This is a genomic window from Klebsiella quasivariicola, from assembly GCF_002269255.1.
GTDB lineage: Bacteria > Pseudomonadota > Gammaproteobacteria > Enterobacterales > Enterobacteriaceae > Klebsiella > Klebsiella quasivariicola.
This window is the reverse complement of the sequence record NZ_CP022823.1, coordinates 518,966-531,601: the sequence shown is the minus strand read 5'-3', so window position 1 is coordinate 531,601 and position 12,636 is coordinate 518,966. Positions and strand designations below refer to the sequence as shown.

Annotated in this window: 11 protein-coding genes; 2 read left to right on the top strand and 9 right to left on the bottom strand. The window is 47.4% G+C overall.

Features of this window, described 5'->3' with window-relative positions; genetic code table 11:
- Window positions 1-26: 26 nt before the first annotated feature.
- From B8P98_RS02650 to citD, 5 genes are all read right to left on the bottom strand, one after another.
- On the bottom strand, window positions 27-1,076 hold the full coding sequence (locus B8P98_RS02650; RefSeq protein ID WP_200548316.1) for a lactonase family protein: 1,050 nt from the start codon (window positions 1,074-1,076) through the stop codon (window positions 27-29).
- Complete coding sequence (locus B8P98_RS02645; protein ID WP_025713330.1) at window positions 1,077-2,342, bottom strand: SLC13 family permease; 1,266 nt, start codon at window positions 2,340-2,342, stop codon at window positions 1,077-1,079. It lies immediately after the preceding gene.
- 90 nt (window positions 2,343-2,432) lie between these two features.
- A complete protein-coding gene (citF, locus tag B8P98_RS02640) occupies window positions 2,433-3,986 on the bottom strand; it encodes a citrate lyase subunit alpha (protein WP_025713331.1) in 1,554 nt (517 codons plus the stop codon).
- Between the two features lie 21 nt (window positions 3,987-4,007).
- Window positions 4,008-4,937, bottom strand: a complete 930-nt coding sequence (locus tag B8P98_RS02635) for an aldolase/citrate lyase family protein (RefSeq protein WP_200548315.1) — start codon at window positions 4,935-4,937, stop codon at window positions 4,008-4,010.
- Window positions 4,922-5,218: a citrate lyase acyl carrier protein gene (gene citD, locus B8P98_RS02630; RefSeq protein ID WP_042929555.1), complete on the bottom strand. Its 297-nt coding sequence runs from the start codon at window positions 5,216-5,218 to the stop codon at window positions 4,922-4,924. The genes B8P98_RS02635 and citD overlap by 16 nt, the downstream gene beginning before the upstream one ends.
- Before the next feature lie 180 nt (window positions 5,219-5,398).
- Here citD and B8P98_RS02625 point away from each other — a divergent pair, with 180 nt between their 5' ends.
- Together B8P98_RS02625 and citC are read left to right on the top strand one after the other, a co-directional pair.
- A complete protein-coding gene (locus tag B8P98_RS02625; RefSeq protein ID WP_080898077.1) occupies window positions 5,399-6,259 on the top strand; it encodes a LysR family transcriptional regulator in 861 nt (286 codons plus the stop codon).
- A 4-nt stretch (window positions 6,260-6,263) separates the two neighbouring features.
- Window positions 6,264-7,307, top strand: a complete 1,044-nt coding sequence (citC, locus tag B8P98_RS02620) for a [citrate (pro-3S)-lyase] ligase (RefSeq protein WP_025713333.1) — start codon at window positions 6,264-6,266, stop codon at window positions 7,305-7,307.
- Window positions 7,308-7,316: 9 nt separating this feature from the next.
- On the opposite strand, the gene mtgA is transcribed toward citC, so the two are convergent.
- The 4 genes from mtgA to uxuA form a co-directional block, all read right to left on the bottom strand.
- The gene (gene mtgA, locus B8P98_RS02615; RefSeq protein WP_025713334.1) at window positions 7,317-8,042 is read right to left on the bottom strand and encodes a monofunctional biosynthetic peptidoglycan transglycosylase; all 726 of its coding nucleotides are present in this window, start codon (window positions 8,040-8,042) and stop codon (window positions 7,317-7,319) included.
- On the bottom strand, window positions 8,039-8,692 hold the full coding sequence (gene elbB / locus B8P98_RS02610; RefSeq protein ID WP_025713335.1) for an isoprenoid biosynthesis glyoxalase ElbB: 654 nt from the start codon (window positions 8,690-8,692) through the stop codon (window positions 8,039-8,041). Before elbB ends, mtgA begins: the two co-directional genes overlap by 4 nt.
- A gap of 233 nt (window positions 8,693-8,925) precedes the next feature.
- Window positions 8,926-11,265: an aerobic respiration two-component sensor histidine kinase ArcB gene (arcB, locus tag B8P98_RS02605; protein ID WP_025713336.1), complete on the bottom strand. Its 2,340-nt coding sequence runs from the start codon at window positions 11,263-11,265 to the stop codon at window positions 8,926-8,928.
- A 149-nt stretch (window positions 11,266-11,414) separates the two neighbouring features.
- Window positions 11,415-12,479, bottom strand: coding sequence for a mannonate dehydratase (gene uxuA / locus B8P98_RS02600; protein ID WP_025713337.1), 1,065 nt, complete (start codon window positions 12,477-12,479; stop codon window positions 11,415-11,417).
- Window positions 12,480-12,636: the final 157 nt, after the last annotated feature.

Here is a 12,636-nt window from a genome sequence, read left to right as displayed (position 1 = left end):
CTCAATTGTTATTTACACTCAAGGCGTTACTGCCAGGAAACAGCGCTTACCGGACTTTCCGTTTTAATCTGCATGTTTAGATGATGAAATTTTCCATTATCATCCAGATTAAAAAACTCAAGAGAATCGGTTAATTCATTCGCCACTAACAACAGACCATTCGGCAATAGATAAATAAACCTCGGCTGTTCTCCAAACGACCCCATTGTATCAATTAGTGTTAACCTTCCAGTGTTTGGGTCAACCAGCAGTGAGGAAATGCTGTTTTGCTTACGATTAGACACGATAACGAAACGCGATGTTTGATCCATAATAATACCGCTGGCCCATCCATCATCGGTGCAGGTATCCGGAAGCGTAGGAATGACCTGGAAAGGAGATAACACCCCTTGCGTCTCATCAAAAGAGTAGGCGGTAATAGTAAAATCTTTCTCATTAACGCAATAACAGTAGCGATTACTGGCATGAAATACGCAGTGCCTTGGTTCCGCCAGTTCACGACTACGTACCGTACATGTTTCTTCCAGCGTGCCATCGACTGAATTAATACGGAAAACAACTATCTGTCCAAAGCCATATTTTCGCCCCTGACATGGGACAACCAGGTAGTTACGAGATATATCCTGGAATACCTGATGAGGATGAGAAATTGCGCCGTCGGTCAGGCCCGGAATAGTATACAATTTATGTAAATTCCCGAGGCTACCATCAGAGTTTCGTGGAATTACGGAAATTGTTCCTGTCTGCAGGTTGGCGACAAAAACCCAGCGGTTAGTCTTGTCTATTGAAATATGGACAGGATTTTCACCAGCCGTAGACACGGTATTAATCCTGGTTAATCCTCCGTTAATTTTATTAATAGAAAATGCAGACACATCGCTCATATCACCATGAATGGTATAAAGAAATTCTTTTTTTTCATCCAGGCACAACCATGAGGGATTAACCAGCCCAGAGGTTAAATGCTTCAACACTCCTGGGGTAGTCGTATTGGTCTCAAATGCTTTAATTCCTTTACCTCTGGCACCTCGTTCTTTCGTCGTACGGCAGCCAACAAATAGTAATCCATTCATCATTTACACTCCTGTCACAAATAATTTAAAACCATTCACTCCAGCAAAAATCATCACTACGACTACAACGCCGAAAGACAGCAAGAAGAGTCTGGAAAATATCGATTGTAGAGCATTATCTGAAACCTTTGCTTCCTGCGCATAAGTTGCCAGAATAAGGCTACCGCCTGTTGAAAGAGGACTAATTCCGGCAACTGTCGCACCACCTACAATTGCCATCACCAGCTCAGGCAAACTAATTCCACCGCCAATATTATTCACAATTCCAGGAACCGTTGGTATTAGCGTAGGAAGAACGACACCATTCGCTGAACTGAACCATGACATTATCCCAGCTGTAAGACCAATAAGCGGAGAGGCTGTTTTATCATTCATTAGCGATGAAAGGAAGTGAGACAGCAAGTCTATTCCACCTAACAAGCTTGTTACACTCATTAAAACACTCACACCACAGATAAGAATAAGCACGTTCCATGGGATTAATTTCACTGCTGATTTTTCATCTACGGCCTCGCATAAAATAAGCAAGAGCGATAATGTAAATGCCACCAGCCCAACATCATAGCGTAACCCCACGACTACGACAATCAATGCAACTATAGCCACAATGCTTATTGTTTGTTTTTTATTAAATTTCGGAAGCTGTGGAATCGAATTAAGATTTCCCGCATTAAGTGCATAACCTTTAAATCCGACATACAACAACATTGCACATATAAAGTTAACGATACTGACGGCAATAAATACCGGTTGGGCTACACCATGATATCCAAGAGAATTAGTAATATCAGTAACAATAATACCGGACAATGCAATTGGCGATGTTGTGCCACCGACCGCGCCAAGAATCGCCATCGAACCTAATAATACAGGTGAGGCGTTCATTTGCACAGCTAATGACACGGCGAAAATGATCATCACTGACTGTACGGAGATTGCGCCAGGACCCGCAGCGGAGAGCCCCCATGATACCAGATAGATAATAATTGGAATAAGCCATGCTTGCTTTCCTACTGCCACAACCATTTTCCTGGAAAGCAGCTCCAGTGTCTGATTTTGCTGTAACAGACAGAAAAAAAACATAGTACCAAGTAATGTGATAAATAATTTTTCAGGAAAACACGCTAAAACTACAGACGCCTTCAATCCCCCAATCGTCGATAAAATCAGAACACAACCAAAAGCCACAAAACCAATATTCGTTTTCTTAAAAAAACCAAGAACTATAGCAAATATGAGAAAAAATAATGACAAAATTTGAATAGCCATATGATTACTCTTTTAGGATACAGTGATAAATAAATCAAGCACACGAAAACAATTATCGCGATTGCTTCCTTGTGCTTGTTACTATTTTAATTATTTAATCGTTTTGATTTTTTTGACAACGTCAAGAATAGTACCATCCCGGGCCTCAATTACTGCAACGACTTTTTCCTCCCATTGCAGATTATCCGGAACTCCGACAATCGAATAGGCTTTATCGCGCAAAGATTCAATTGAAATATGTTGGATCCCTGCATCATCCAACCAATCAATAATATCCTGGCGCAACGGATTCACCGCCGTGCCGTAATCCGTAACCAAAACATCAACACAATCACCCGGAGTTGTCACCGTCACTACTTCATCGCATACGGTTGCCATTCTTCCACGTGTTAATGGTGTAACAATAATGCAGCATTTGCTCCCGGCAGCAGTGTCCGGATGGCCACCTGGCGCGCCCCGCAGAATACCATCGGAACCAGTAATAACATTGACGTTAAAAGCTGTATCAATTTCTAGCGCGGAGAGCACGACATAATCAAGTTTATTAACGTATGCCCCTTTATTTGCCGGGTTCGCATATTCACTCAGATCAATTTCATGATGACCTGGATGCTGTGTTAAATGTTCAATCGCACCTGAATCAAAATCCTGTGTATCAAGAATATGTTTAACCAGACCTTTACTTTGCAACTCACAAATCGCACTGCTGGTTCCCCCCAGAGCAAAACTCATCGTAATACGGTTATCAACCATATATTTCTCAAGGAAACGGTTTACTGCAAGAGACGGTCCGCCGACACCAGTCTGGAATGAGAATCCATCTTTAAACCACGGCGTAGCGGAAATCACCTTAGCTACCTGTTCCGCCATCATCAATTCACGCGGGTTATCCGTCATCCGTGCTTCTTTCGTCGCGATTTTGCTTGCATCACCGATATTATCCACTACACATACGCAATCGACGTCAATAGCCGCAATAGAGGAGGGCATATTAGGAAAATCGACTAACGTATCGGTAATGATGACCGTGTGATCGGCATACTTTGCATCATGGATTGCAAATCCCATTGAGCCACAGTTATTTTTCCCCCCCGTTCCTTTTGCATTGCCGCAACAATCGGCAGTAGATGCAGCCAGAAAGGCGATATCAATATGAACCTCACCTGCTTCTACCGCGCGCGGACGTCCACCATGACTACGAATAACCGCCGGACTGGCCAGTTTTCCTGCAGAAATTACCTCGCCAATTCGCCCACGAACACCGGACGTTTGTACACCGATAATTTTTCCCTGTTCAATATAATCCGCAATAACATCCTGTGCATTGCCTAACGAAGTGGCTGCAACAGTAATATCTTTTAGTCCCATCTCTTCGATTAATACTCTGGCGACCATTGCCGCGACATAATCGCCTTCACGGAACTCAGTGTGAAAAGAAAATGTCATGCCATCATGCGCACCACAGCGTTCACAAGCTTCCCGGATGGTTGCGCAAATTTTATCTTCGACCGGTTTTACATGACGACGTGAAAAAGGTGAATCCTTTTTCACATATTTACCGTCCATATAATGTTTTCCTTGATAAACTTCCTTTCCTGCCAGAAGAAGTTCATCAGGTATATTTCGATTAACAGCGTTCTTCATAGACCATGATCCATTTAATAATTAAAGATTTCCGTGGTAGACGCCACAAGCTTTAGCGAGTGCAATAATACGCCGTGCATCCTCAAAGAAAGGAATATCAACCATTTTACCGTCCACGGTATATACACCAACACCAGCTTCAGTTTGTTCATCAAAGGAATAAATCAATTTTTCAGCATAAGCAATTTCTTTTACTGTTGGTGCAAATGTGTCATGTACGTATTTTATTTGCCGTGGATTAACGATACTTTTTCCATCGAAACCCATTTTTCTGTTTTGTCTGACCTCGGCTTCAAACCCTTCGATATCATCGATATGAGGATACATCGTATCAAAACACTGAACGCCAGCAGCACGAGCCGCAATCAGCATATTTCCGCGAGCAGCCAGCATCTCAATACCGCCTTCTTCAATACGAACATGCATATTTTTACGGAAATCGCCACCAGAAATAGCGCAACCAAAAATACGTTCTGAAGCTGTCACGATCTCCAGAGCGTTCAATATACCTTTCGGGCTTTCAAGAGCGGCCATTAATAATGTGCGCCCTTCTTCCTGAGCAAACTCTTTTTCCGCAGCAAGAACGTGTTCTTCAACCAGATGGACATCCTGCGCACTTTCACATTTCGCGATACGAATACCATCAGCGCCAGCCGCAACGACACAGCGAATATCTTCCTGCCAATGCGGCGTATCCAGACCATTGATTCTGACAATCACTTCAGTATCGCCATAGTCAATATTTTTCAATGCGTGATATAGTGAAAAGCGAGCGGCATCTTTTTGGTTTTCAGCCACTGCGTCTTCCAGATCTAAAATGATGCTATCGGCACCATAAATCCAAGCATCCTTTAGTAGCCCGGGTTTTTGAGCATTCATAAACATCATAGTGCGGCGCAGGCGGTTTTTTATAGGTCGTTGACGAGGAATCATTTTCAGATATTCTCCCATGGGATATTTTTGCGAGATGCATCACAACTACGATATACCGCACACTCAAGTCTGGCTTTTAATGTGCATTCCAGAGCACCTTTATCAATGACCGTCACCTTAGCTTTTGCCACCTCCAGGGTTGCGAGCGTTTTTAAAATCAGTTCTTTTATCTGTCTGCCATAGACGTTCATCACCACGCTATCGACATAGAGCTCGATTCCACTCTCATTTGGCTCAACCGTTATCATGGCATCACTGGATTCAAGCGTACCAGCAATCCCTTTATTATATATTTCCATCTTCAATCCTTTATTACACCGTTGTGTAACTAATTTAATAACATTATTTTTGACCATGTAAAATTCCAGTTGCGCGCGCCCAGACATTCCAAAATGGAATACCTTCCTGGATTTACTTCAGGAAGTAAAAGTCATATCCTAGTTAAAGTATAAAAGGTTTCTACATTACAAGGATAAGGTATGGATGAACGCGACTTTGAGCTTTTAATGACAATAGAAAAAACAAAAAATATTACACATGCTGCCGATTTGTTATATACATCACAATCAGCCATATCTAAAAGAATTAATGCAATAGAGCACGAATTAGGTATAACATTATTGTTACGTTCTCGTAACGGAGTTCATTTTACACCAGCTGGGGAATCCGTTCTGTACCATACAAAAAAGGTTACAGATGAACTAGCGTTGCTACGGCAAAGGATAAAAATAGATAAACACGGAGTTTCAGGCACGCTCCGAGCTGGAGTGTCGATTAATTATGCTTTATACCAACTACCTGAACTTCTGACCATTTTTCGCAATAAATTCCCTTACGTTGACACACATATCATTACAGAACATAGTCGAAAAATTTATCTCCAGTTATTAGACGGATACTTCGATCTTGCTATTATTCGTGGGGAGTTTCCATGGAAAGGCCATAAAAAACTCATTGATTGCGACAGAATCTATGCAATTTGTAGTAATAAAGATAAAAATAAACCACTAAATGAAATCTCTTTTATTGGTCGAAAAACTGATACCGTATTTGAACGTGAGTTATCTCAGTGGATGCGTGAAAACAATCATAATCCGGAGCGGCAAGGTATTTATGTTGACAACATTAGCACCTGTGTGGAACTTGTTGACAGAGGGCTTGGCTGGACTGTTGTTCCAGAAATCTGTTTGCGCCATTTCACCGGACATAGAATTCCTTTATCCTTTAAAAATGGAGCTCCTTTCGTTCGGTCTACCTGGTTAGTTTATACAGATGAAATAACCGCACTCCCCCAAGTAAGAGCTTTTATTGAAACAATTCCTACAACATACAGGAAATAGAAAAATGAATGGTTATAATGTAGCAACCGTCTTTAAACGTGATATTTTACATCAAAACAAAATCGATGTTTTACTTGAGCAGGAAGGTATTCGTCGCGATGACCATCTGGACTATCGATGTGCTATTTTTGATGAACACGACAATGCGATTGCAACAGGAAGTTGCTTTGGTAACACATTGCGCTGTATGGCAGTTAGTTCATCCCACCAAGGATTCGGATTATTGAATAAAATAGTTACGCATCTTATTGAGGTACAGCACCAAAGAAACAATGATCACATATTTTTATATACTAAACCTGAAAGTGCTAATTTCTTTCTGGATATCGGTTTTCATATTATCACTACGGTTAGTAGACAACTCGTCTTTATGGAAAACAAATTAGACGGGTTCAGGAATTATCTCAAAAAATTACAAAAAGAGACGATCTGGCCACAATCAGCTGCAATAATAATGAATGCAAATCCTTTCACCTTGGGTCATTTACATCTCATAGAAACTGCCGCTAAAGAAAATGACAGATTGCACTTATTCATCGTAAGCGAGGATGTTAGCCTGTTTCCTTATGAAATTCGACGAAAATTAATCATTGATAGCACTGAGCATTTAATGAATATATCATACCATACGTGTGGAGATTATATGATTAGTAACGCAACATTCCCTGGGTATTTTATGCACAGTAAAAAAGATATTCTCACTGCTCAAGCAATAGTAGACGTCAACATCTTTAAAGATATAGCCCGGACATTGAATATTACTCGCCGCTATGTTGGTGAAGAACCCAATAGTACAGTAACTAAAATATATAATGATGTTATGTCCACAATGCTACCTGCGGCTGGAATCGAGTGCATTATTATTGACAGAAAAATGCATGATGGCATCGTGATTAGTGCTTCAAGAGTACGCCAGGCAATTCATGATGGTAAATTTGGCCTTCTCTCCGACTGGTTGCCTTCAACAACACTCTCATTCCTTAAATCGCCATCAGCAACATCTATAATAGAAAAGATCCAGAGGAGTTCAAATGTCGTTCACTACTAACATCAAGAATTACCTTAACTGATGGTTACGCATAAACCCTTCCCCACCCAGCTGTCGCATCTGGCGCAAGATCCAGGCCTGGCGGCTGCGCACATAGCCCGAGGGCGCGTCGGCGCGATAGCGGATCGGGTTTGGCAGCACCGCGGCCAGCAGCGCCGCTTCACCCGGCGTCAGCTGGCTGGCAGGCTTATGAAAATAGCGCTGGGCGGCCGCTTCCACACCAAATACCCCGTCGCCGAACTCGGCAATATTCAGATAGACAGTCAGGATCCGCTTTTTACTCCAGACGGTTTCTATTCCGACAGTCAGCCCGGCCTCCAGCCCTTTACGTAGCCAGCTGCGGCCATCCCATAAAAACAGGTTTTTCGCCGTCTGCTGTGACAGCGTGGACGCGCCGCGGATCCGGTTCTCATTGCGCTCATTGTGCGCCAGCGCTTTTTCTATCGCCGATACGTCGAACCCCCAGTGTTCCGGGAACTTCTGATCTTCGGCGGCAATCACCGCCAGCCCCATCCACGGAGAGATCTCATCCATACCGACCCAGTCAGAGTGCGCCAGGTAGTGGAAATCTCCGGACAGCCAGGCGCTCACCTGCCGCTCAAACATCACCGCCGAAAACGGTACCGGCAGCACGCTAAACAGCGCAATACCCCCGCCCCAGAAAACAGCGGCGATCAACAGCAAACGCAGCGCCAGACGTTTTAACAGCGCGAGGGGCGCAACGCGGAGCCTCATGCGCTCAGCGCCAGCACGCGGGCCACCAGCTTCTCAATTCCGCTGGCGGCTTGCGCAATGTCCTCCGCCAGCATATACGCCGGGGTGGTGACCACCTTATTCTCTTCATCCACCACGATGTCGTCGACCGGGCAAGGGACGTGCTCCGCCCCCATCTCTTCCACCACATCGGCGGTATCAAGATCGGTCCCAATGGTCATCCGCAGCGGAAACGCGAAGATTTTCGGCAACATCGCCGGGGCAATACACATAAAGCCCAGCGGCTTGCCGGCCTGATGCATCGCCAGCGCCAGGGCCCGCAGGTCGTGGTCCACCTGGCATTCGCTCCCTTCAGCGGCGAAGCTGCTTAAATTTTTCGCCGCACCGAAGCCGCCGGGAACGATTAGCGCATCCAGCGTCTCCTCGCGCGCCTGGGCCAGCGGCAGGATATCGCCACGGGCGATACGCGCCGCTTCCACCAGCACGTTGCGCTGCTCCGTCATCGCCTCCCCGGTCAGATGGTTGATGACGTCGCGCTGCGGTTTATCGGGCGCAAAGCACACCGCCTGCGCGCCGTGGCGCGCGATCGCCAGCAGGGTAATCACCGCCTCATGGATTTCACTGCCGTCGTACACGCCGCAGCCGCTCAGTACCACACCAATTTTTTTCATCGCTTTCGCTCCTCCATGCAACTTGCTGAAACCAGTCAAAAATGTCGATTTACTCGCTATGCTTCACATATTTTACTGATTCATGTAACAAATTAGTTAAGCTTTGCTATCTTAATCAGCGAGCAATCCACTTCTCCGGTTGCGCCACGTAACAACATCACTCAAACAACACTGGCTCAACCACCAGTTCCCTGGTGTTGGCGCAGTATTCGCGCACCCCGGTCTGTCCGGGGTCATTTTTTTCCGGTCTTCGCCACCCACGCTTTCAGTACCGCGACGTCGTTTTGCCACTCGGATTTCATCTCTTCAACCCATTCAGCGACATTATCAGACCAGGCTGGCAGATCCGGAGTCTGGATCTGCTGGCCCAGCTGCTGGATGTGGCGCAGGCCGATAGAACCTGCCGCGCCCTTGATTTTATGGCCCTCTTCGACGATCCCTTTTTGGTCACGGGCGGTCAGATTAGACTCCAGAACCGACATATAACCCGGCATCATCTTCTCGAACACCGCAAGACCATCGTTGATAAGCTTCGGCCCTACCAGCTCGATGTATTGCTCCAGCATATCGGTATCCAGCACCGCATCGGCTTTATGCAGATCGGCCGCCGGCGCGTCCTGCGTCTCCTCATCCGGCGCATCCCAGAATTTTTTGATCATGGCCGTCAGCGCCGGCACCGATAGTGGCTTGCTCAGCACATCGTCCATGCCGGCATCAAGATACTCTTTCTTATTCTTCAGCACGTTGGCGGTCAGGGCCACCAGCGGCGGTAGCTCATCAGCGGCAAAGCGCTGTTTCAGTTCGCGGGAAATATCCAGTCCGGTCATGTCCGGCAGCTGAATATCTAACAGCACGAGGTCATATTCGCCGGGCTCAAACATCTCCAGCGCGGCTTTCCCGGTCATCGCCACATCAACGCTGTTGCCCAGTTTTTCCAGCACCGAACGGGCCACAATGACGTTGAGCTCGATGTCTTCCACCAGCAGCACGTTAAGCGCCGGTAATGGCATGTCGTCTTCCGCCAACGTATCTTCCACTTCTTCCGCAATGGCAGGCGCGTGGACGGTGAGCGTAAAGGTCGCCCCCTTGCCCGGCTGGCTGGTAACGCTGATATCGCCACCCATATTACGCGCCAGGCGACGCGAGACGGCGAGGCCAATCCCGGTCCCGGTGGCCGGTTTGCCGCCGTGGCTGTCTTTAACCTGGTAATACATGGCGAATATTTTGTCCTGTTCCGCTTCAGGAATACCAATCCCGGAGTCTTCCACTTCAAAGTGCAGGATATCGCCTTCGTCATAGCGCACGCGGACGTTCACCCCGCCGCCCTGGGGGGTAAACTTCACGGCGTTGCTGATAAGGTTCCACAGGATCTGCCGCAAGCGGGTGCCGTCGGTGATCACCTTATGCGGAAGCGGCAGGCTCGGCTCCAGCACAAAGCGCAGCCCTTTCTGCTGGGCCTGCAGGCCCGAGAGGTTTTCAAGGTCGGCAAGGAAACTGGTGAAGTCCACCGGCTGGTTATCGAGCTGCACCTTGCGGCGCTCCATTTTGTCCATGTCAATAATATCATTAAAGATATTCCCCAGCGTCACCGCCGAGACATGGATGGTCTTGAGGTATTTTTCCTGCTCGCTGGTCAGTTCGGTATCCAGCAAAATTCGGCTCAGCCCGACGATCCCGTTCAGCGGAGTACGCAGCTCATGGCTGATGGTGGAGATGAAGGTGGTTTTATCCCGGCTGGCGCGCTCAAGGGCGTCCTGATAGCGTTTACGTTCGGTGATATCGCGGCCGAAGCCCATCAGGCCGCGACGCTTGCCAACGCGATCGTAATAGGGAACCTTGCGGATTTCGAAGCACGCTTTGCGGCCATCGGGATAGTCTAGCCACTGCTCATAAGTTAGCGACACATTGTGACGGAACACCTTCTCGTCGGTTTCCAGAACCTTTTCCGCCGCCTCTTCGCTATAGACGTCCTGCGGTTTGAGATGGATAAGCTGTTTCTCGCTTTTACCGGTCAACAGCTCCATCGCCCGGTTACAGCCTGAAAACTCCTTATCCTCATTGCGATAGAAGACCAGATCCGGAGAGGCATCGAGAAAAGAGCGCAGGAAGGAAGACTGCTGCTCGAGCTGGATCTGCGTCTCCTCACGTTCTTTCATCTCGATCTTCAACTGCTCAAGGGTGGTCTCACGCTCGGCTTCCGCCTTTTCACGTTCACCAATCTCCTGATTTAACTGTGCGATATTGTCTTTCAACTGCACGTTCAGCTTCAGATCGCGCTCGCGCATCTCCTCCAGCTTCTCCACCAGCCGTGAGAGACGCTGACGGGACTCTTCAAGCTGTTCCACCACCACCGAGAGAAAATAGACCGCCCATGGGGTAATCAGCAGGCCAAAGAAGATAGAGCGGATAACGTCGATGCTTTCCACCTGGCCATGCAGAACCATGGTAACCGCCATCTGCACCACGATAGCCAACACGACCAGCGCAAGAGCCAACAGCATCGAAAAGCGGACCAGACCCAGCTTCATCATCAGGTCGACATAATACTGCGCCAGCATACGAATTTGCTTCATAGGGGATTCCTTCACGACAACTTCGCACAATAATACTCAATTCTGAGCAATGCGCTGTAAGTTGTGCAAAAAATGCGGGAAGGACACGGTGCGACGGCTGGCCGCAGAGGCGAACCAGCCGCAAAAAAAGAGGGGGATCAGGAGAGGGATTAACGCTTGCTTAATGCCTCCCAGAGTCCTTTCAGGTAGGTCACGCCGAGGGCGCGATCGTATAAGCCATAGCCCGGCCGTCCGGTCTCACCCCAGATAAAACGGCCATGATCCGGGCGAATATAGCCGTCGAACCCATTGTCATACAGCGCTTGCATCACTTTATACATATCCAGAGAACCGTATTCTGACGGATGGGCGCACTCGTAAAAATCTTTATCCCGTATCAGCTTAATATTACGGACGTGGGCAAAATGAATTCGCTTGCGCCGGGTAAATTCGGCCAGGATAGCGTACACGTCGTTATCCGGATCTTCGGCGATCGAGCCGGTGCAGAGCGTAATGCCGTTGGCGGGCGAATCGACGGCCCGGCAGAGCCAGTCCAGATCGTCGCGGTTTTTTACCACCCGCGGCAAGCCAAAAATCGAGTACGGCGGATCGTCCGGGTGGATCGCCATTTTCACCCCGACCTCTTCGCAAACCGGGATCACCGCCCGCAGAAAATAGACCAGGTTCTCCCGCAGCTTTTCGTCATCTACCGCGCTATATTTGGCAAACAAGGTCTGCACCTCCGCCAGCCTTTCCGGCTCCCAGCCCGGCAACGCGAAGCCGTTTGAGTTTTCCAGCACCTCCTTCACCACGTCTTCCAGCCGCTTATCGATATCTTTCTTCTCGAAAGCCATCGTCAATGAGCCATCCGGTAGAACGTAGTTCATATCCGTCTTCATCCAGTCGAAAACCGGCATGAAGTTATAACAGATGACCTTGACGCCAAAGCGGGCAAGATTGCGGATGGTCTGCTGGTAATTGGCAATATAGCGGTCACGGGAAGGAAGGCCGATTTTGATGTCATCATGAATGTTAACGCTCTCTATCACCTCCATTTTCAGGCCTGCGGCATGGGCCTGACCGACCAGACGTTCAATTTTATCCACCGGCCATACCTCACCCACAGCGACGTCATAGAGCGCACCGACCACCCCCTCGACACCGGGCACCTGGCGAATATGTTCTAATGAAACCTTATCTTCCTCTGGCCCAAACCAGCGCATTGTCATCTGCATCGTTATCACCTGCGTTAAAATTTGCGTTTATACCCTACTACCATACCAGTAATCATAATCGAATGCGCCTTAACTGTCGTGATAGCGATCACATTCCTGCTGACCGGCTTATCTAACTGGCAATACGTGACATATTCATAATTTTTTTCAATTTATT

Excerpts from the sequence above, each read along its gene's own strand:
- B8P98_RS02650 (WP_200548316.1), bottom strand. The coding sequence starts at position 1,076 with ATGATGAATGGATTACTATTTGTTGGCTGCCGTACGACGAAAGAACGA.
- B8P98_RS02645 (WP_025713330.1), bottom strand. The coding sequence starts at position 2,342 with ATGGCTATTCAAATTTTGTCATTATTTTTTCTCATATTTGCTATAGTT.
- citF (WP_025713331.1), bottom strand. The coding sequence starts at position 3,986 with ATGAAGAACGCTGTTAATCGAAATATACCTGATGAACTTCTTCTGGCA.
- B8P98_RS02635 (WP_200548315.1), bottom strand. The coding sequence starts at position 4,937 with ATGGGAGAATATCTGAAAATGATTCCTCGTCAACGACCTATAAAAAAC.
- citD (WP_042929555.1), bottom strand. The coding sequence starts at position 5,218 with ATGGAAATATATAATAAAGGGATTGCTGGTACGCTTGAATCCAGTGAT.
- B8P98_RS02625 (WP_080898077.1), top strand. The coding sequence starts at position 5,399 with ATGGATGAACGCGACTTTGAGCTTTTAATGACAATAGAAAAAACAAAA.
- citC (WP_025713333.1), top strand. The coding sequence starts at position 6,264 with ATGAATGGTTATAATGTAGCAACCGTCTTTAAACGTGATATTTTACAT.
- mtgA (WP_025713334.1), bottom strand. The coding sequence starts at position 8,042 with ATGAGGCTCCGCGTTGCGCCCCTCGCGCTGTTAAAACGTCTGGCGCTG.
- elbB (WP_025713335.1), bottom strand. The coding sequence starts at position 8,692 with ATGAAAAAAATTGGTGTGGTACTGAGCGGCTGCGGCGTGTACGACGGC.
- arcB (WP_025713336.1), bottom strand. The coding sequence starts at position 11,265 with ATGAAGCAAATTCGTATGCTGGCGCAGTATTATGTCGACCTGATGATG.
- uxuA (WP_025713337.1), bottom strand. The coding sequence starts at position 12,479 with ATGCAGATGACAATGCGCTGGTTTGGGCCAGAGGAAGATAAGGTTTCA.